Here is an 18,333-nt window from a genome sequence, read left to right as displayed (position 1 = left end):
GATTTATGAAATTGATTCAAATACCTAAATATTCTTCTAGCGTGATGTTTTGCTTGTAGATCGCGGTGGCGGCTTCTTTGCCGACATAGCGGAAATGCCAGGATTCGTGCATATAGCCGGTAATTTGTTCCTTGCCTTCCGGGTAGCGCAGGATAAAGCCATAGTTATGGGCGTTTTCTTTCACCCATTTGCCTCCGGCTGTTTCGCCGAAGGATGCGGATGCCCAGTGCTGTTCCTGGCCGGCCTCGCCGATGTCAAAAGCCATTCCTGTTTGGTGCTCGGAGAAGCCAGGACGTGCGCTGTAGCGGTCGGCAGCTTGCTGGCCGTCTTTAGCAACATAGCCTTCGTATAATTCTTTTTGTCTCGCAAAGCCGCGGTATGTGCTGAATGCGACCAACTGCAACCCGTCGTCAGCGGCCGCTTGAGCCATTGTGTCATATGCGGCGCGCGTATCTGCATCTTCACCTGGCGCGTAAGTTTCAGGCAGCGGGTGCTGTTTGTTTGCCAGCAAGATGCCGCCCACTATGGTCGGTTCTGTCGGCAATTGGTCGATGTCCGGGTAAACTGTTGCGTCTTTTGGTGCCGGTGCTGCAGGGGCTTCTTCTTTTGGCTCTGCTGCAGGCTGTTCGGCTGGTTCTTCAGGGGTTTGTTGTTCTTCGCTCACTGCCGGTTCCTCCTGTTCGTCTGGCACTTGCTGTTCGGTTTCTGCTGGTTGTTCGGTAAATGCTTGCGCTAATGCTTTCATGCTTTCTTCCGTATCCCAGTTATGCATAGAGAGCCAGACTGCGGCAAGTGCTGCCCATATTGCTGTCATTGCGATCACCATCCATTTTATATAAAATTTCCTGTCGAATTCGATTTTCTTTTTTTGAGGTTTCATTGGCTGGCCAACTTTCCTATGATTTCCTTTTCCATTCTATCATTTTCTTTCTGGAAATTCCCCTAGCGAGAAAATATTTCGGTATACTTTAAAAAGACTTTCTGAAAAGAGTGGAGATTTATTCATGAACAATCAAAAATGGCTTTCATTGAACTTTTTTGCGTTCTTCTTTACATGGGGCGTCTTTTTGCCTTACTGGACCGGCTGGTTGACGAATGAAAAAGGACTCAGCGTCTCGGCTGCCAGTGTGATTATGGGCGCTGGCATGATCGCCCGTTCGCTTTCGACTTTGTTTTTCTTTCCGCTCCTGACACGCCTGTTTTCACTCGGGCGCTTGATGCAGATCTTGGCCATCCTGTCGTTTATCATGATGGCTTTCTACATTCCGGCAAACTCCTATACAATGCTTTTCATCATTACATTCGCTTTTAGCTTTGTGTATCCGAATTTGCTGCCCGCGATGGAAAGTGGTGCGACGGTATTGATGCAGACGGACCGCATCCATTATGGCAAAAGCCGGTCTTACGGTTCTCTTGGCTATACCATCGCGTTATTGATTGTTGGTGCGGCGACTGCCATATGGCAGGAAAACGCAATTTTATGGACCATGCTTTTAGGGCTTCTTTTTATGGCGGTCACCCAGTCACTAGCCTCCCCGGTACCGCTTCAGACCAAGCCCGAACGGCGACAGTCCAAAGGGCCTAGCACGACGATGGAACTGCTGAAATCAAAAGGGTTTTTGACGATACTCATCATCACCATCCTGCTCCAGGGGGCGCATGCCGCCTATTATAATTACGGTTTTATTTACCTTCAGGACATCGGTGTCAATAGCTTCTATATTGGCCTTATTTTAAATGTGGCGGTCATTTTCGAAATCGTCTTTTTCGTCAAAGCCGATACACTGTTCGAGAAATGGTCGGTGTCCTCGATGTTCCTGCTTGCGGGAGTAGGGTCGACCGTGCGCTGGATTTTGATTTTCCTGTTCCCATCCGTCTGGGTGTTCATCCTGGCACAGACGCTTCATGCGTTATCTTTCGGCGTGGCGCATTTCGCCTTTATCCGCTATATTTTTAAAAAGCTCGATCCCGTGTATATTCCCGCCGCGCAAGGGATGTATGCAGCGCTTGGCATGAGTCTCAGTGTAGCGCTTTTGACATTCATCGGCGGCTATTTATACGAAATCGATCCGGGCTACGCATTCCTCGGCATGGCTGCATCATCATTCCCGGCTATTGTGCTTGTCTTATTGACGCGCAAGCGCTTCGGCTATTAATAATATTTAAAAATAATGTTTCGACCCCCACATTGTTGCCAAACGCGACGAATCATTTGGTATAATTGTGAAAGGGAGCTGGGAACTTTTGAAACAAATATCAGAGTGCGACATCCTGACCCTCATGAGTCAGTTGGACTTTCTGCTCGAAGAACGCAAAAAAGATAAACACCATTATACAGAAACAGCACAGGCTAATTAGCCCGTGCTGTTTTTTTCTTTAGATGAAGATGGTTCCAAGAACGACGAAGAACAAAATAGCGAAGATGATCGCCATCCCCTTCATCCATTTTGCTTCGCGGTCCATGCCGCGTTCTTTCATTTGTTTATAGCGGAACGTGTTCGTCAAAACGAACAGCAGCGTCATGAACAATACAGCGATTTCCATTCTGCCCATAAACAAAAAGGCAATAGCGATAATACTTAAAAACAAAATCAAAACACCTTGTATGATTTTCGCACTCATCAACATCTCTCCTAAAAAAGAGGCCGGCATTTGTGCCGGCCCTTGTGGTTATTTTTTCTCTTCATCTGTTTCCTTCTCTTCATCTGTTTCCTTCTCTTCATCTGTTTCCTTCTCTTCCACTGCTTCCAACGCTATTTCCGGGTGCTCCGAATAGAATTTCCGGCCGATGAACGTTTGAATGATCAACAAGACCCCTCCGACTGCCCAGTATACCGGCAAAGCGGCCATGGACGTGAATGAGATGAACATGATCATGATCGGCGATAGGTAGATGAAAAACTTCATCTGCTTTTGCTGTTGCTCCGGCATGGTCCACATGGACACTTTCGCCTGGAAGAAGTAGACTGCACCAGCGATCAGAGTCATCGCGATGTCAGGCGATCCGAGGCTGAACCAGAGGAATTCATGCGAACGCACATCCGGCGAGTAGAGAATCGCGAAATACAAGCCCATGATAATCGGCATCTGAATCACAACGGGCAAACAGCCCATATTGAGCGGATTGACGTCGTGCTTCTTGTAAAGCCCCATCATTTCCTGCTGGAGTTTCGTTTGCTCTTCTTTATCCTTTGTTTCTTTCAAGCGCTTCTGGATGTCTTCCATTTCTGGACGCATCTTATCCATCTTCACTTTCATTCCTTGCTGGCGCTTATATGTGCGCAGCATGAACGGCATCAGGACGAGGCGGATGATGATGGTGATGACGACAATCGCCATCCCGTAGCTTCCTCCGAAGAGGTTCCCTAAATAATCGAGTGAGAAATCAAATGGCGCTACAAAAACGGTGTAGAAAAATCCTTCTTTGTTTTCAACAGCTGAACAGCCGCTCAAGAACGCGATCGTTGCCGCAAGCATGAGTAGTAATGTAAGTTTCTTTTTCACGTTTGTCACCTTCACCTTTTTGGACTACTAAGAAGTATAACGATATGACTGCAAAATTTCAATGCACGGTCTAGACACTAGCCGCTTTTTTCATTTTTGTGACAGAAATTAGGCATAAGAAAAAGGAGAAACCATTCTCCTTTTTCTCGCTTCATCGGCCCGTAAGACTACTTCTTCTTCAAGCAGGAGTTGAACCCCCACGGACTATAAGCTTGTCTTTATTTAGCATTCGGCAACGTATAGCGGAAATATGGAATGTGCTGGCTATCGCGGAATTGCTTCGGCGTCACCGAAGTATATTTTTTGAAGATCCGTGTAAAATAACTTTGGTTGCAGAAATGGAACTGCTTGGAGATTTCTGAAATCCCTTTATTGGAGTGGCGCAAATAGTACTGGGACTCTTCGACACGGCGTACATTCAAGTATTCAACTAAGGTAATGCCGGCGTGTTCACGGAAAATACGCGACAAGTGGCTCGTCGAAATATTGAAATGCTTGGCGATTTCCTCTACCGATAAATCCCGCTCGACTTCATCGTTGATGAAGATCACGACTTTGTTGACGGTTTGGTGGCCGAATGACGGTTGCTTGCGTTCTGAAATGATGGATGTGAAAAATTCGATCAACTCATCAGCTACGTACATGAACTCGGAATCGTTCATATGCTTGTCGACCAATTCGACACAAGCCGCATTGAAGGCAAAAGCTTTTTTCGGCGGCACTCGCATTTCATATAATTTTCGCGCCATGACAGATGACAAAATAATGTAATAATTACGCACAGTACGGATAATGTCTTTTCCTGCATGAAGGGCCAGCATGTCGATTAATTCACGCAAAGTTTCTTTCGCACGATCTTTCTCCAAGTTGTGGATTTCATGCATCAGTTGAGTTTCCACTTCAAAGAACCTTTCGAGTCCCTCGAGCTGAGCGACTTTTTCAGTTTCGTTCATAAAAATTCTGGAAATAGTTTCCTGAATGGATGGTGTTTCGAGTATATTCATCTTCTCCCCGGCTTTCTATGCAAAAAATTTATTGAATCTATTCTTTTAAATAACTACTGAATAAATAATAATAATAGCGTTTTACAGATAATTTTACAAGTTTTTAAGCATATTGTTCTAATTTTTTTTACAAACATATGACATCAGTAACATATAAAGCCAATTATACACTTATCAGTACGATTCAGCGATGGAAAAGTTTCATTTCCCAGTAATTTTACAGAAAATAACAAAGAGACCGCCATAACCGAACGGTCTCTTGCAGCTAGCCGCTATTATTCGAGTTCTCCCGGCACGATAGCACGGATATGCCGCGGCAAAATGTCAATATCAAAAGGCGTGGTGCTTCCTTCATCCCCGTCAATATTGCAGGATAAGGGCTCACTGGTGCGGATTGATACATGCGTCGTTTGAATGGCTTCAACAGCCGGGTCCTCTTCAAACTTCCCACGGACCAATGCTGCCGCCATCCGCGCATATGCAGGAAGCGCCGAATTTTCAACGATGTACATATGCAGCAGGCCATCGTCGGTCAACGCTTCAGGCGCCAATTTTTCAAAGCCTCCGACCGAATTGGTCAATGCCACGAGAACGAGTTTTGCTTCCCCTTGCCACGCTCCGTGATCGTGTTCGATGACAAATTCGGTTGCTTGATCGGAAGCCGCCGCTTTGATGCCTTCGACAAAGTAAGCGAAAGCCCCGAGTTTTGTTTTTTGTTCCGGTTCTACTTCATAGGTCGATTCAGCGATATCGCCGATTGCTAAAATATTCATGAAATAATGATCGCCGACTTTGCCGATGTCGACACGCTTTTCACGCCCGGTCTTCAAGCCTTCAATCGCCTCGTCCGGCTTGAGCGAAATGCCGAGTGCACGGGCGAAGTCATTTACTGTGCCGAGCGGAACCAATCCAAACAGCGGTTCGTGCGGCTTTTCCGCCAGGCCGGATAACGCTTCGTTGATCGTGCCATCCCCACCCATCGCGACGACTAGATCATATTGTTTCTCACAAGCTTCCTCGGCAAACTGGGTGGCATCGCCAGGGCCTGTCGTTTCACGGGTATCGGCTTCATACCCCATCTCCCCCAATGTTTCTTCTGCCAAGTCCTTATAATCCGCTGCCTGTTCCTTCCCTGAGGAAGGGTTCCAAATGAACATCGCTTTTTTCATCTTTTTCCCTCCGGTGCTATAATAAGTTCACATTGCTTCAATACCCTAACCACTAGCTTTTGTAATCCACCTCATCGCAATTTTTTTGCGAAGCTCGACTAAATAAAAATTTGAGCAATCAGCCGTTTTTTGGAATATCATCAACTATAACCACATGGTCAATTTAATATATTCATTCACAGGAAGTGGGGAACCCGTTGCGCTTTTTTATTTACGTCATCATATTCTTCGCTTTTTTCGACTTATTTGCCCAATTGCCTATCATTAGTCCGTTTGCCGTGTCGCTCGGTGCCGGCCCGTTCTTGGCAGGGCTCGCTGTCGGCATGTATTCCTTGTCGAATACATTCGGCAATATTCTCTCAGGCATCTTCTCGGATCGTAAAGGCCCGTTTGCCATTCTATTGATCGGACTCGCCTCCACGAGCGCGGCGTTATTCATTTACGGATTTGCCGAAGGCCCATATAGCCTCTTGGCCATCCGTTTTGTCCATGGTTTCGCCGCTGGATTGACGGTTCCGGCAGCTTTTACGTATTTGGCGAACCGCACGGACCATAGCCGGCGCGGCAAAAACGCGGCTATTTCAGGCGCTTTTGTCGGCCTTGCAGCTATTATCGGCCCAGCATACGGCGCCATTTATACGAGCCGCGGCAGCGTTCCGGAAACCATGGCGCTGACTGGCAGTTTGATTGCCTTCATCGCCATTGCGGCATTTTTCTTTCTGCGCAACCACCAAGTAAAGAATCCTCCGAAAACAGCAGAACAGCGCGCCGCGTTCCATTGGAATCCAGGAATTGTGCGCTCGTTTTCCGGCGCGTTCTTCTTGATGTTCTCACAAGGCGTGCTCGCTTATATGCTGCCGCTGAAAGTCGAAGCGCTTGGCTATTCTGCGCAGCTGAGCGGCTTGTTGCTGAGTGCTTTCGGCTTATCGGCCATTCTTGTGTTCTTGCTGCCGATTAACCGGCTATTTGACGCTGTGCAACCGCTTGTTACCTTGATCACCGGCTTTTCCATCATGGGCGCCTCTATGCTGGCGCTTGCGAATGTTTCGACTGAAGCTTTGCTATACGCGACGATGTGCACATACGGCTTCGGCTTTGCCTTATTGTTCCCTTCCATCAATTCTTTATTGGTCGATGCGACAACCCCCGGTTCCCGGGGGCGTGCTTACGGCTATTTCTACGCCTTTTTCTCACTCGGCGTTGTCGCGGGTTCAAGTGTGACAGGTGCACTAGCGCTCAGTTCAGATGGTGGTTTTCTGTTTACAGGTATATTATTGTGGATCATTGCCTTATCCAATTTATTCGTGCACAAGCGGTAATTGCTATTGTGTATGTTAAGGCTAACAAAAAGGCCGCCCCGGCAATTGAATGCGCCGGGGCGGCCTTTTAAAAAATTAGAGCTTGTCCGTGTTCAAACGCGGTTCTGAAGAAACGGATTGCGTGTTTTCAGCCTTTTCTTCGCTGTCATCGTTTGAAGACAATTTAACATCCTCTTTTTTTTCATCCTTTTCTTTTTGCTCTTTTTCATTGTAATATTGGACAGTTGCTTGTGTGCCGCCTTCTGCAGTCATTTTGTTTTCCTGCAGGTCTGTCTGGTCCAAGCCTTCACTTTTTTCATCTTGCTTGTTTTTGTTCTGATCTAAGTTTTGGGATTCCATATACTCACTCACCTTCGCTTTCACGTCATTAAATGCAACAGTTGCTTTCTCGCGGTTTTCCGGTTTCTTGAAATATGCATATGCACCGGCTGCCAGTCCTGCTAAAAGCAGGCCTCTGCCGCCACCTTTTCTCTTCGCCATTTGCAGCACTCCTTTTACATCTATTCTTAGCTTCAGTTTACCCTATTTCATAAAAGCTAATCATGTTTCATCCGCAGCCAGTTTGATCGAGCGTTTCATGTCGATATGCGGGATCCCATCTTCGTCATAGACTTCTGAAATTGCTTCAAAACCGAAGGAGCCGTAAAATTCCTTCAAATATTCTTGGCCTTGCAATTGAATTTCAGGTTCTTGCCATTGTTCGTTGATGTGGCGGATGCTGCGCTCGAGCAATTCTTTCGCCAATCCGCGGCCGCGCGCTTCTTTTCGTACGATAACACGCCCAATCGATGGCAGCTCGTATTTCTCGCCAGCCGGCACGAGACGTGAATAGGCAAGGACTTCGCCTTGTTCTTGATAGACGATATGGGTAGATCCCACATCGAGGCCATCGAGTTCGGGGTACGGACAATTTTGTTCCACGACAAATACTTCGACACGCAGCTTTAAAATATTGTATAATTCTTGTGCTGTGAATTCATCAAATCGATAACTATTCCATGCCATAATCTATCGCCTCCTGTAATTTCATTATTCCACATCAATGGCTATTTAGGCTAGGGTTTGATATGATAACGAAAATAATTCCAGAGGTGATTGCATGATTCGTAAAGGTATTCCCGCAGATATTGCATCTGTAAGGGAAATCGCTCACATCAGTTGGAATGATACGTACGCAGGGATCATTCCTTCTCCCATACAACAAAAGTTTTTGGAACAATCTTATTCGACGCCTATGCTTGAAATGCGCATGGAGCGGACGCTTCTTTTGCTGGCTGAACAAGATGGCCAAGCGATTGGCTTCGCCAATTTCACGAAAGTGGATGAAGACGGCGATGCTGAATTGATTGCAATGTATATGAAGCCGGAGCACCAGCGTTCCGGCTACGGCAAGCAATTACTGGTGGACGGTTTGTCACACTTGAAAGGCGGACAGCAGCTATTTGTTTACGTTGAAAGCGAAAACACGAAAGGCCGCAATTTCTATGAAGCCAATGGTTTTCAGTTGCTCGAAGAATTTGAAGAGTTGTTCGAAGGCCATCCTCTTCAAACCGCCAAATACGTTTTCGATTTGACAAACGGCACCAAATAAATAGGTTTTCCTGGAGACGGGCGAACTGCAGCAATTTTCCAAATCGAACTGAACATCAAAACCCCTACAAGCCAAATCGGCTTGTAGGGGTTTTTTCGGAATTATAGCGGACGATATGGCGTGTCGTCTTCACGCGCCACTGTTTCGTTGCGCGCTATCGGTTCATTGCGCCCCATCAGTCCATCTTCATGCATCGGCGGCTTGCGCACGAAGCACATGATAGCCGCGATGTAGAATAGGATGGACGTCAGCGATAAGATCCCGGCAAAGATGCCGGCAATAATGAAGAAGATTCCGGCCGTATTGACGGATTCGACCGATTTCAGCTTAATTATCGCCAAAATAGCAAAAACGGTACTCACAGCAAGCAAGGCGACCAATATCCAACCGACGACATCAAAGACTTGGACAAATGCATTAAAGGCGTCTACGGCCATTTCGGCATCTTGTGGACTCGTCATCATCGGATCATTGCGCAAGTCCTGCTCCATCTGGTTATGCATTTCGCTTCCTTCGAAACCACTTAAGCTCGTAATCACGAAAATCGCGAAAATGATGCCGAGCACATTAAAGATTGTGCCGATAATGCCGAGCACTTTCTCGCCTGTCCGATTCAGGGTGCCACGATATTCTGGTGTTTGGTTCATAAAAATCCTCCCATTTCAGTTTCGGAGCGGTCCGGCATATTCTGAAAAATATGCGAGTATATTGAGACGCTCCTTAATTTTTAATAATGATTGCTTCTTCCCTATCATACGCTCTTCCATCGTGTTGGTTTCGCATTATTCCAATTCCCTTTAAAAACTTATTAAAACTTGTTTAAGTTTTGTTAAGCTGGGTATTTTAATACTATCAGCAAGACAAATAACATAAATTAAAAGGGGTTCTAAATAATGGAAAATAAACTAATTTTTAATCAAGCAGATTTCATGTACGGAGTAGGCGGCGCATCTATCCTGACGGCCATCGTATTTTTCATGACTAGCCTGTAAGAATGGGTGACACTATGAGCCAAGCATTCATTAATGAATAGAAAAGCAATCCATTCCCAGAGGAGGAAACGGATTGCTTTTTCTGTGTTTATCTCACTTTTACAGCCAGTGGGGATCCAAAGCCGCTACTGATTGAAGTTTCTCTTTATTATGCTTTAACGTCACTGTATTCATCGTAGCGTTCAAATACATCGGCTACATAAGAGCATACCGGCTCCATTTTGTATTGGTGCTCGCGGGCATAGGCTGCTGCATGGTCCACTAACTTTTTCGCAAGCCCTTTGTGGCGAAGGGATTCTTCGACGTACGTATACTCCATGACCATCAAATCAGCCATCTGTGTCCACGTAATTTCCGCTTTCACTTGGTCCCCAGTTGCATCCCGAAAAGCGAATTCGTCCTGCCCGAGTTCTGTAAATTTCAATTCCATCGGTTTAATTCCTCCTTGGTTTCAATTATTGATTTCCAGTGGCCGAAGCGACGCTTCAATTTCAGAGCGTCTCGGCTCAAGAAATGGCGGCAAAGCCACTTTTTCTCCGAGCGTCTCCCCTGCTTCATCTGTCGCAAATCCGGGTTCATCTGTCGACAACTCAAATAGAATGCCGTTCGGTTCGCGAAAATAAATCGCTTTGAAATAATAGCGATCGACTTCACCGGACGTCTGGAAGCCATTGGAACGCAAATATTCATTCCATTTATCATATTCTTCAAATGTTTTCACACGAAACGCTACATGGTGGACACTGCCTCGCCCGGGGCGTTCCGGTGGCAGGTCGGTGCGTTCCTCTAGGTGTATTTCGCCGCCGGGGCCGCCTTCTCCTGTCGAGAATACCATAATTTCCGGCTGGGCTTCCACTTCTGGAGTGTATGTGCCGATTTCACTAAAGCCGAGAATGTCCGTTAACACTTTAGCTGTCCGTTCAGCTTTTCTGACCGTCAGACGGACCGGACCAAGCCCGCGAATGGCGAACTCTTCCGGCACGCTTGCTTTGGTCCAAGGCACTCCGAAGCCGATGCCTGTGCCATCATCTACAACTAACATGAGGCGGGATCCTTCGAAATCCTGAAACTCCACCGTCTCACGGCCGAAACGCTCGGTTTTTTCACCATACGGCACATCGAATTCGCGGAAACGTTCGAGCCAATAATCCAATGCCTCACTAGACGGGATACGGAATCCGGTATTGCTGATGGATGTGACGCCCGGATAAGTGCGCCCAGCCATCGGGATGTCGAAATAGGTCATATCCGTTCCCGGTGTGCCGACTGCATCGGCATAAAACAAATGGTAAGAAGATGGATTATCTTGGTTCACGCTTTTTTTGACGAGGCGCATGCCAAGAATACGCGTAAAGAAATCATGGTTTTTGTCTGCATTGGCGGTGATTGCTGAAACGTGATGAATGCCTGCTACTTGCATGAAGAAACACCCTCTCTTTTTTATCCTGCTTTAGCTTTCACTTCTTCAAGTGCGAGCTTGACTGAGTGCAAAAGCCCAATTAGATCAACTAATAATCAGCAGGGGAAGCCCCATTTGATTGAAGTTTCCCATTATCTCGGATTCGAGATTATTACATTCAGTTTATCATTTCCTCTGCTGTTTCTACAAGAGAGCTGTTTAGAACACATAAGGTCTGGACTATGTCTTAAGTGTTAGCTTTACCCTACAAGAATTTACGAATTTTCATACGTCTTCATCTATTGACTGGTGGTAATGGAAGCGGCATCTGGCTGCACGACCCAGCAGAAAATGTCCGCTTCCATTACCACCAGCGACTACTACCAAAATAAAAAAAGACTGCCCCTAAAGTCATTTTCATGACCTTTTGGGACAACCTCTTCCTCAATATAACTTGTTTTGCAATAATACTTTAGTTGAACCAGCCACGTACGGTGTTGGCAAGGTCGCGGAAAAACTGTTTCACGCTTTCCCAGAAGCCTTCATCGTTGACGATGGTGCCGATTTTGTCTTCAATTGTTTTGCCCAAGTCTTCCAGTTGAGTCGACCATTTCGAAAAATCGATGTCGAGCTGGCGGATGCGGTCCATCAGATCGACTAGCAATTCGCGATCTTCCGGGCTCAGTTCAATTTGCAGACGGTCCAATTGCTCTTCAACAATCTGTTCGACATCTTCACGGCTCGCCGGATTTTGCTCGGCGATCTGCTTTTTGATTTCCGTCAGCAATTCGCTGACTTTCTGGTCATCGACGCCGCCTTCGGATAACTCCGTCGCGACAGATAATTCATCGTTTGCAACGTCCGTCCGTTCCGGGTCCAATTCTTCCCCGTTCACTTCGTAAGCTTTATAGATGCCGACCAGCGCCGAGTGGCCAGTCACCGCACGCGGTGCAGCAACTTCCACTGTCGCGTTCTCGATGCCCGCCGTCAACATCGCGTTGGCGTACATATCGGTCGTGACTTGTGTAATGTTTTCAGGTGTGGCAATTTCAATGACTAGCCCTTCACCTTCTTCTGTACGGGTGATTTTAGCTGAAGAGAACATACGGGCACGGGAATCGCCATCTTTAATGTATTTGACCAGATCTTGCCCCGTCACTTCGATTTCTTCCACTTCGGCCTCCTCAGCCACTTCCAGGCTTTCAGCGACTTGCGCTTTTTCATCTGCCGATAAATTGCCGCCATAAACGACAATCGGCAAGCCGAACTTTTCATTTATCCCGACATTAGCGGAAGTCGTGCCGGCAAAAGCCAGCACAAAGGCGATCGCCAATGCGGCAAGTGTGATTGTTTTTTTCATGATGTTTAGCCCCCTTCTCCAAATTAGTACGCATTTGCAGCAGAAAGGTTCCTTAGCCGATCAATTTTGTCCAGCCCTCTTCTTGAACAATCCGACGTTCTTTGTACAAACGGCCGAGTGCGCGCTTGAATGACGCTTTGCTCATACCGAACATTTCCATGATCTCATCCGGTGAAGACTTATCCGTAAACGGCATCTGGCCGCCCGCATTCTCCAAATAGCGGAGAATTTCTGCCGAATCGTCCGACAGGCGCTCCTGCTTGCGCGGCAAAAGCGAGCCGTTCAGCGTGCCATCGTCTTTAACATCGATGATGCGCACGGATCTTTCTTCGCCTAGGCGCGGCTCTGCTTCGCGCTCTGTTTCATGGACGAATACACGGTACATCTCAGGGACTGTCAGCATAAATGAACCGACCGGCAACAGGCGGTATGCCCGTGCTTTCAAATCCTTATTGTACAATTCCGCTGGTGCCGACTCGCATAATTCCAATACCGTTTCTTCCGTTGCCAAACGCCCGTATAAATCTCCGTAGCGGTCTGTGCGCAAGGTCATGAAAATATGATCGCCTGGCTGCGGCCATAATTCCTGCACTTGAGGCAAGTCGGCCGGCAATACAAAAACTTCACGCGTCGTGCCGATATCGACGACAGCACCCTCGCGCGCTGAGATCTTCAATACTTTTGCCCAGCCGTATTCACTTGGCAAAATATGCGGAATCATCGGTGTCGCCGAAATGCCGCCTTGGCGATTGCGGTATAAAAAGACCTCGATTTGTTCGCCGATTTCTTGTCCTTCTTCGATTTCAGATGCGTTCATCATTACTTCATCGCCGGAGCCGTCTGTCAAAATCCACTGGGATGTTGACCGGTCCTTAATGCGCAATGTCGCTTTTAATCCTGGATGCAAAGCCATATTGCAAACCTCCTCTATGTCGTTTCACTGTTTTTTTTGTTCTTTGCTTAAGAGCTGGAGTTTTTTTACGACTTCTGCGTCTTCTTCCAATAACTGGACGAGATCTGCGATGCGGTCGATCGAATTCCAGCTCAAGTGATGTTCAATGCCTTCAACGTCTTCGTATATTTTGCTTTCCTCAACACCGATCAGCCGCAAAAACTGCTCAAGCAAATCATGGCGTTGCAAGAGGCGCTTTCCAAGCTTCTGCCCTTTTGGCGTCAGCATCAAGCCGCGGTAGCGTTCGTAGATCAAATACCCATCCTTATCCAGTTTTTGCACCATCTTCGTCACGGACGATGGCAGCACAGAAAGCGCCTCCGCAATATCCGAGACGCGCGCATAGCCTTTTTGCTCAATTAATGAATAAATAATTTCAATATGATCTTCCATACTTGGAGTAGGCAAATTCCGTTCCTCCCTCACGTCACTATGTTCAGTTTACTATATCGGCGGCCCCCAAACAACTGAGGGCAGGCGTTCTGTCCATACTAGATTTTGCACCAACGAGCGATTTCGCGTTTAAAACAGAAGAATCCGCTCAATTCATTTTTATGTAGGTTTAAGTTATTTTCGTGCAGGGTATTGTATAGATATGATACAAAATTTACATGAAATTGAAAGGCAGGTGGAAATAAATGGGACGTATTCTTTGGATTATTTTAGTAGTAATTCTTGCTGTATGGGTAATCGGATTCTTAATGGACGTAGCAGGCGGACTTATTCATATTCTTTTGATTATCGCAGCAATCGTATTGATCGTGAACTTGGTTACTGGTAGGAAGGGTGCTTAGATATTAAACGCCTAAATATAACCCCCGTGGGAGCAGAGTTTTCTGTTCCACGGGGGTTTTTCATGCCCTGATTTTTGCATAAACACAAGTATCACGCACTTTACCATCGTGTCTGGATATGCTGTCTTTACGCAATATTCCTTCTAAGTCGAAGCCGAGGCGCTCGGCTACCGCACGGCTCCGCACATTATCCGGGTCACAGCGGATTTCGACGCGGTTCGCCTCTAGTTCTTCAAACGCAAAGCGCGTAATGCGCTCTACCGCTTCAGTCACATAGCCTTTGCCCTCATAGCGACTGTCTACCCAATAACCGATTTCAAACTTACGCACTTCCCAGTCGATGCGATGCAAACCGCTCGAACCGATGAATTGTTTGCTCTTCTTATCGAAAAAATGAAGGCGCAAATCTTTGCGCAGCTCGAAATCAGCCGCAGCCTCGATTAAATTCGCCGTCATCTCTGTTAGATCCGGCGCTTTTTGAGCAAATGGCATCCACGGGCGCAGTGCTGCGAGTGAATGGCGCACCGCTTCAAAACTGAGCATGGCATCTTCTTTTTTCGGAGCACGGATCAATAGCCGCTCCGACTCGAATGCTTCGGGAAACTCCAGCAACAGTGGATTGAAAGGCGGTTCAGCAGCCATCTTCACACCATCGTCCCACATAACCGGCGTCGTCACACCCGCTTGCCAGTCTTCACGGGTCATGCCGTATGTCACCGCATCATAATAACGGTTTTGTTTCGGTGAAAACCACGCTTGGCGCAAATGCGCTTCTTTGACAAATCCGGTTCGTTCAAAAGCTTTGCGCATCGCGAAATTATCGTGGCGCGTATGGCCCTCGAGCCTAATTTTCTTCTCTGTCAGCGAAAAAACAAAATCCGCAATCATGCGCAGTGCTTTCGGTCCGTAGCCTTGGCCACGGTACGAATCGGCGATGCGCAGGTCAAACAGCGGAATTTCATCCTGCAAATCAAAAATCTTAACCAAGCCCACTTGTTCGCCTTCATCGTTTTCGATCCAGAAGGTTTTGACCTGATCCGATTTATAACCGCCCTCTACGATCGTTTTCTCGATCAATGCACGTACCGGATGTTCATGGCCGTGATAGGGCCACGAGTTGGTCGTCATAAACTCGATCAATTTCTCTTGTTCTTCCATAGTCCATTCAGTTAACTTCAAATCAAAACCCCCAAACGCCCCTTACTTCTGGACTTTCACCAAGCGCAATGCATTCAAAATGACCAATAGCGTTGCTCCCATGTCCGCAAAGATTGCGATCCACAATGTTAGCCAGCCCGGGATGATCAACAACAAAGCCAGGATTTTCAGTGCCAGTGCAAAGATGATATTTTCCTTTATTATACGCAAAGTTTTTCTGCTTAGTCGAATAGTATAAGGAAGTTTCTCCAAATCGTCCGCCATCAGGGCGATATCCGCCGTTTCTAGCGCCGCATCCGTACCTGCCCCGCCCATCGCGATGCCGATATCCGCCGCGGCAAGCGCCGGTGCATCGTTAATGCCATCGCCGACCATCGCTACACGGCCATATTTCGCCTGCAAGTCTTTCACGGCGGAGAGTTTATCTTCCGGCATCAACCCGGCGCGGATGTCCGTAACGCCGATTTCTGCAGCGATCGCTTGTGCGGTCGCCGGATGGTCGCCGGTCAGCATAATCGTCCGATCGATGCCGATTCCCTTCAATGTTTCGATAATGCTTGGACTTTCTTCCCGGATGGCATCTGCCACGCCGAGTACACCGAACAAGTGCTTATCGGAAAATATCGCCATGACGGACTTGCCATTTTCCTGCAAACGGAACGCCGCTTCCGGCACGTGGAAGCCATGCTCTTCTGCCCATTTCAAACTGCCGACCCGAACTATCGTGCCACCGATTTCTGCATGCACGCCTTTTCCGGTCACAGAATAGAAGCGTTCGGACGGATAGCGTTCCGGGGCTTGCTTCGTAATCGCACGCGCAAGCGGATGCTGCGACAGCGCTTCGACCGACGCGGCGAGCTTCACGACTTCATCTCGCTCGTAGCCTTCTTCCGGCAAGACGTCCGTCAGTTCCGGATAGCCTTTCGTCAAGGTGCCGGTTTTATCGAACGCGACTGCCTGTATGCGCCCGGTTTCTTCCAAGTGGATGCCGCCTTTGATCAGTACGCCCTGGCGCGCAGCATTGCCGATGGCCGTAACGATGGCGACAGGCGTCGAAACGACGAGCGCACACGGACAGCCGACAACGAGCACTGCAAGCCCCTGGTAAACCCATAATTCCCAATTGCCGGTCAGGAAACCGGGAATCAGTGCGACCATAAATGCGACAGCGATAATCGCCGGCGTGTAGAACTTAGCGAATCGGTCAACGAATTGCTGGGACGGCGCTTTTTCTGCCTGTGCTTCTTCCACGAGATGAATGATTTTCGCGATGGTCGTATCTTCCGCACGTTTGGTGACGGTCACTTCCAGCGCGCCTTCCTCGTTCATCGTGCCGGCAAACACTTCATCACCCGGCTGTTTCATCGCCGGGAGCGATTCCCCGGTGATTGCCGCTTGGTTGACGGAGGATTCCCCGCGAAGCACATCGCCATCCATCGCAATTTTCTGGCCCGGTTTGACGATCAACACATCGCCGATGCGGATCTCGTCCGTTTCCAATTCGATCAGTTCGCCGCCGCGCTGGATGAGCGCACGTGACGGAGCAAGATCCATCAGCGCGCGAATCGAATGGCGCGCTTTGTTCATCGAGAACGATTCCAGTGCTTCACTGATGGCGAATAAGAACACGACGACTGCGCCCTCCCGCCATTCCCCGATAATGACCGCACCGATGATGGCGATTGTCATCAAGGTTTTCATATCGAACTCAAGCCGGCTGAGGTTTTTCAAGCCGGTCGTAAACATATGGTAGCCACCGATGAGCATCGAGGCACCGAACAGGCCGATCGACCATGGATTCGTCTCGCCAAGTTGGAATGAAGCGATGATTCCAACTACGAGAAAGACGAAGGAAATCGCCGTTTCAATCGTTTGGCGCCGCTTATGGAACGGCACATGCGGCACGCGTTCTCTTTCCGGATAGACACGGATATGGTCGAATGCCCCCGCTTTTTCCAGTTCTTCAATCGAGACATTGCCGTCGATGCGCAATTTCGATGCACCGAAATTCAGCTCGACGTGTTTTGCTTCCGGCAAATTGCGTATGTTCTGCTCGAACTTCGCCGCACAGCTAGTGCACGACAGATTTTCAAGACGATAGGTTTTGCTCATCGGAAACACCCTCTTTCGCATGTTCGTTTGCGATGGTCACCAGCTGCCGCACATGGTCATCCGACAGCGAATAATAGATCTGCTTGCCCTTGCGCTCAGATTTCGCCAAATCCCGCTCGCGCAAATAACGCAAGTGATGAGAAGCCGTCGCCGTCGAAGAACCGATCACCGCCGCGATATCGCAGACGCACATTTCCGGCTCGACCGTCAGTGCATAAGCGATTTTCAGCCGTGTTTCATCCGCCAGCGCCTTGAATAGTGCCGCTACGCCTTTGAGTCCCACCATATTCCGCTGCACCCGCTCGACTGCTTCGGGATGGACTTTTGTAATTTCACACACTTCTTTCATCCTGCTCACACCCTTCATTCAAACCTTCATTTGATTGATTTCAGTATACGTCCATCCCATCTATCAGTCAAACCTTTGTTTGAATGAAAAAAATTAAGCATTCCACGATATACCCCTAGGGGTTTGTGCTATACTGTGATTAGATGAAAGCGATTACAGTATAAGACAGGGGGAAATGATTATGTACCGAAACCTATTAGTAGCAATGGATGGATCTGAACATTCCAAGCGTGCGGCTGAAGAAGCGATCAAGCTCGTCAAGGAAACGCCTGACGCCGAAGTGACGATTGTTTACGCCATCGATTATGATAAAGCGGAAAAAGAAATTAGCAAAGGGCAGACCAATGAACAAGTAGCAACAGCGAGACGTGAATTTCTGGCGCCGCTCGAAGACCTGTTCCAGAGAGAGGGCATCACTTCAAAGACCGTCGTCCTGAACGGTTCTCCAGCCCCTGCAATCATAGACCACGCTAATGAACACAGCTATGATGCGGTCGTCATCGGCAGCCGCGGCTTGAACCCGGTCCAACAGTTCGTTCTCGGCAGCGTCAGCCATAAAGTGGTGAAACGTGTGAAAGCGCCCGTCCTGATCGTCAAATAAGAAACTTTAATCAGCAGTGCTCTTCATCC

At 47.9% G+C, this 18,333-nt stretch carries 21 protein-coding genes; 5 read left to right on the top strand and 16 right to left on the bottom strand.

Annotated elements, in window-relative coordinates:
- Positions 1 to 16: 16 nt before the first annotated feature.
- Positions 17 to 814, bottom strand: a complete 798-nt coding sequence (locus J7E21_RS14865; protein WP_251048043.1) for a M15 family metallopeptidase — start codon at positions 812 to 814, stop codon at positions 17 to 19.
- 190 nt (positions 815 to 1,004) lie between these two features.
- Here J7E21_RS14865 and J7E21_RS14860 point away from each other — a divergent pair, with 190 nt between their 5' ends.
- A complete protein-coding gene (locus tag J7E21_RS14860; protein WP_215109173.1) occupies positions 1,005 to 2,156 on the top strand; it encodes a 3-phenylpropionate MFS transporter in 1,152 nt (383 codons plus the stop codon).
- 220 nt (positions 2,157 to 2,376) lie between these two features.
- Here the strand turns inward: J7E21_RS14860 and J7E21_RS14855 are convergent, their stop codons facing one another.
- The 4 genes from J7E21_RS14855 to J7E21_RS14840 form a co-directional block, all read right to left on the bottom strand.
- Complete coding sequence (locus tag J7E21_RS14855) at positions 2,377 to 2,622, bottom strand: hypothetical protein (RefSeq protein ID WP_215109170.1); 246 nt, start codon at positions 2,620 to 2,622, stop codon at positions 2,377 to 2,379.
- A 48-nt stretch (positions 2,623 to 2,670) separates the two neighbouring features.
- Complete coding sequence (yidC, locus tag J7E21_RS14850) at positions 2,671 to 3,504, bottom strand: membrane protein insertase YidC (protein ID WP_215109167.1); 834 nt, start codon at positions 3,502 to 3,504, stop codon at positions 2,671 to 2,673.
- Between the two features lie 218 nt (positions 3,505 to 3,722).
- On the bottom strand, positions 3,723 to 4,508 hold the full coding sequence (locus tag J7E21_RS14845; RefSeq protein ID WP_215109165.1) for an AraC family transcriptional regulator: 786 nt from the start codon (positions 4,506 to 4,508) through the stop codon (positions 3,723 to 3,725).
- A 275-nt stretch (positions 4,509 to 4,783) separates the two neighbouring features.
- Positions 4,784 to 5,677: a diacylglycerol/lipid kinase family protein gene (locus tag J7E21_RS14840; RefSeq protein WP_215109162.1), complete on the bottom strand. Its 894-nt coding sequence runs from the start codon at positions 5,675 to 5,677 to the stop codon at positions 4,784 to 4,786.
- A 197-nt stretch (positions 5,678 to 5,874) separates the two neighbouring features.
- Here J7E21_RS14840 and J7E21_RS14835 point away from each other — a divergent pair, with 197 nt between their 5' ends.
- Positions 5,875 to 6,996 carry an MFS transporter gene (locus J7E21_RS14835; RefSeq protein WP_215109159.1) on the top strand — a complete coding sequence of 374 codons (1,122 nt, stop codon included), beginning with the start codon at positions 5,875 to 5,877 and terminating at the stop codon, positions 6,994 to 6,996.
- Between the two features lie 75 nt (positions 6,997 to 7,071).
- Here the strand turns inward: J7E21_RS14835 and J7E21_RS14830 are convergent, their stop codons facing one another.
- Positions 7,072 to 7,476 (bottom strand): hypothetical protein, encoded by a 405-nt coding sequence (locus J7E21_RS14830; RefSeq protein WP_215109156.1) that lies wholly within the window; start codon positions 7,474 to 7,476, stop codon positions 7,072 to 7,074.
- Between the two features lie 60 nt (positions 7,477 to 7,536).
- Positions 7,537 to 8,001, bottom strand: coding sequence for a GNAT family N-acetyltransferase (locus J7E21_RS14825; RefSeq protein WP_215109154.1), 465 nt, complete (start codon positions 7,999 to 8,001; stop codon positions 7,537 to 7,539).
- A gap of 94 nt (positions 8,002 to 8,095) precedes the next feature.
- Here J7E21_RS14825 and J7E21_RS14820 point away from each other — a divergent pair, with 94 nt between their 5' ends.
- On the top strand, positions 8,096 to 8,587 hold the full coding sequence (locus tag J7E21_RS14820; RefSeq protein ID WP_215109151.1) for a GNAT family N-acetyltransferase: 492 nt from the start codon (positions 8,096 to 8,098) through the stop codon (positions 8,585 to 8,587).
- 101 nt (positions 8,588 to 8,688) lie between these two features.
- Here J7E21_RS14820 and J7E21_RS14815 read toward each other — a convergent pair whose 3' ends face one another.
- The 6 genes from J7E21_RS14815 to mntR all read right to left on the bottom strand — a co-directional run bounded on the left by J7E21_RS14815 (position 8,689) and on the right by mntR (position 13,698).
- Positions 8,689 to 9,234 carry a DUF4064 domain-containing protein gene (locus J7E21_RS14815; protein WP_215109148.1) on the bottom strand — a complete coding sequence of 182 codons (546 nt, stop codon included), beginning with the start codon at positions 9,232 to 9,234 and terminating at the stop codon, positions 8,689 to 8,691.
- A gap of 493 nt (positions 9,235 to 9,727) precedes the next feature.
- Positions 9,728 to 10,009, bottom strand: coding sequence for a GNAT family N-acetyltransferase (locus J7E21_RS14810; RefSeq protein ID WP_215109145.1), 282 nt, complete (start codon positions 10,007 to 10,009; stop codon positions 9,728 to 9,730).
- A gap of 21 nt (positions 10,010 to 10,030) precedes the next feature.
- Positions 10,031 to 10,999, bottom strand: coding sequence for a ring-cleaving dioxygenase (locus J7E21_RS14805; RefSeq protein WP_215109143.1), 969 nt, complete (start codon positions 10,997 to 10,999; stop codon positions 10,031 to 10,033).
- 451 nt (positions 11,000 to 11,450) lie between these two features.
- Entirely contained in the window at positions 11,451 to 12,338 is an 888-nt protein-coding gene (locus J7E21_RS14800; RefSeq protein WP_215109140.1) for a DUF1002 domain-containing protein, read from the bottom strand.
- A gap of 52 nt (positions 12,339 to 12,390) precedes the next feature.
- Positions 12,391 to 13,251 carry a CvfB family protein gene (locus J7E21_RS14795; protein ID WP_215109138.1) on the bottom strand — a complete coding sequence of 287 codons (861 nt, stop codon included), beginning with the start codon at positions 13,249 to 13,251 and terminating at the stop codon, positions 12,391 to 12,393.
- Between the two features lie 24 nt (positions 13,252 to 13,275).
- Entirely contained in the window at positions 13,276 to 13,698 is a 423-nt protein-coding gene (gene mntR, locus J7E21_RS14790) for a transcriptional regulator MntR (protein ID WP_215109135.1), read from the bottom strand.
- A 230-nt stretch (positions 13,699 to 13,928) separates the two neighbouring features.
- On the opposite strand from mntR, the gene J7E21_RS14785 reads away from it, so the two are divergent.
- Entirely contained in the window at positions 13,929 to 14,084 is a 156-nt protein-coding gene (locus J7E21_RS14785) for a lmo0937 family membrane protein (RefSeq protein WP_215109133.1), read from the top strand.
- A 60-nt stretch (positions 14,085 to 14,144) separates the two neighbouring features.
- Here J7E21_RS14785 and J7E21_RS14780 read toward each other — a convergent pair whose 3' ends face one another.
- From J7E21_RS14780 to J7E21_RS14770, 3 genes are read right to left on the bottom strand one after another with little or no spacing between them, the layout of a single operon-like run.
- Positions 14,145 to 15,263 (bottom strand): GNAT family N-acetyltransferase, encoded by a 1,119-nt coding sequence (locus J7E21_RS14780; RefSeq protein WP_215109131.1) that lies wholly within the window; start codon positions 15,261 to 15,263, stop codon positions 14,145 to 14,147.
- Positions 15,264 to 15,284: 21 nt separating this feature from the next.
- Positions 15,285 to 17,354, bottom strand: a complete 2,070-nt coding sequence (locus tag J7E21_RS14775; protein WP_215109129.1) for a heavy metal translocating P-type ATPase — start codon at positions 17,352 to 17,354, stop codon at positions 15,285 to 15,287.
- The gene (locus tag J7E21_RS14770; RefSeq protein ID WP_215109125.1) at positions 17,332 to 17,703 is read right to left on the bottom strand and encodes an ArsR/SmtB family transcription factor; all 372 of its coding nucleotides are present in this window, start codon (positions 17,701 to 17,703) and stop codon (positions 17,332 to 17,334) included. The genes J7E21_RS14775 and J7E21_RS14770 overlap by 23 nt, the downstream gene beginning before the upstream one ends.
- A gap of 181 nt (positions 17,704 to 17,884) precedes the next feature.
- Between J7E21_RS14770 and J7E21_RS14765 the strand changes: the two genes are divergently transcribed.
- Positions 17,885 to 18,304 carry a universal stress protein gene (locus J7E21_RS14765; RefSeq protein WP_215109122.1) on the top strand — a complete coding sequence of 140 codons (420 nt, stop codon included), beginning with the start codon at positions 17,885 to 17,887 and terminating at the stop codon, positions 18,302 to 18,304.
- The last annotated feature ends 29 nt before the right edge of the window (positions 18,305 to 18,333 follow it).

Origin of the sequence: Planococcus sp. ISL-109, from assembly GCF_018613655.1 — a bacterium.
Taxonomy (GTDB): Bacteria; Bacillota; Bacilli; order Bacillales_A; family Planococcaceae; genus Planococcus.
This window is presented reverse-complemented; position numbering and strand designations above follow the sequence as displayed.

Bases quoted from the DNA above. Each gene is read 5' to 3' on its own strand.
- J7E21_RS14865 (WP_251048043.1), bottom strand. From the start codon at position 814: ATGACAGCAATATGGGCAGCACTTGCCGCAGTCTGGCTCTCTATGCAT.
- J7E21_RS14860 (WP_215109173.1), top strand. From the start codon at position 1,005: ATGAACAATCAAAAATGGCTTTCATTGAACTTTTTTGCGTTCTTCTTT.
- J7E21_RS14855 (WP_215109170.1), bottom strand. From the start codon at position 2,622: ATGAGTGCGAAAATCATACAAGGTGTTTTGATTTTGTTTTTAAGTATT.
- J7E21_RS14845 (WP_215109165.1), bottom strand. From the start codon at position 4,508: ATGAATATACTCGAAACACCATCCATTCAGGAAACTATTTCCAGAATT.
- J7E21_RS14840 (WP_215109162.1), bottom strand. From the start codon at position 5,677: ATGAAAAAAGCGATGTTCATTTGGAACCCTTCCTCAGGGAAGGAACAG.
- J7E21_RS14830 (WP_215109156.1), bottom strand. From the start codon at position 7,476: ATGGCGAAGAGAAAAGGTGGCGGCAGAGGCCTGCTTTTAGCAGGACTG.
- J7E21_RS14825 (WP_215109154.1), bottom strand. From the start codon at position 8,001: ATGGCATGGAATAGTTATCGATTTGATGAATTCACAGCACAAGAATTA.
- J7E21_RS14820 (WP_215109151.1), top strand. From the start codon at position 8,096: ATGATTCGTAAAGGTATTCCCGCAGATATTGCATCTGTAAGGGAAATC.
- J7E21_RS14815 (WP_215109148.1), bottom strand. From the start codon at position 9,234: ATGAACCAAACACCAGAATATCGTGGCACCCTGAATCGGACAGGCGAG.
- J7E21_RS14810 (WP_215109145.1), bottom strand. From the start codon at position 10,009: ATGGAATTGAAATTTACAGAACTCGGGCAGGACGAATTCGCTTTTCGG.
- J7E21_RS14805 (WP_215109143.1), bottom strand. From the start codon at position 10,999: ATGCAAGTAGCAGGCATTCATCACGTTTCAGCAATCACCGCCAATGCA.
- J7E21_RS14800 (WP_215109140.1), bottom strand. From the start codon at position 12,338: ATGAAAAAAACAATCACACTTGCCGCATTGGCGATCGCCTTTGTGCTG.
- J7E21_RS14795 (WP_215109138.1), bottom strand. From the start codon at position 13,251: ATGGCTTTGCATCCAGGATTAAAAGCGACATTGCGCATTAAGGACCGG.
- J7E21_RS14785 (WP_215109133.1), top strand. From the start codon at position 13,929: ATGGGACGTATTCTTTGGATTATTTTAGTAGTAATTCTTGCTGTATGG.
- J7E21_RS14775 (WP_215109129.1), bottom strand. From the start codon at position 17,354: ATGAGCAAAACCTATCGTCTTGAAAATCTGTCGTGCACTAGCTGTGCG.
- J7E21_RS14770 (WP_215109125.1), bottom strand. From the start codon at position 17,703: ATGAAAGAAGTGTGTGAAATTACAAAAGTCCATCCCGAAGCAGTCGAG.
- J7E21_RS14765 (WP_215109122.1), top strand. From the start codon at position 17,885: ATGTACCGAAACCTATTAGTAGCAATGGATGGATCTGAACATTCCAAG.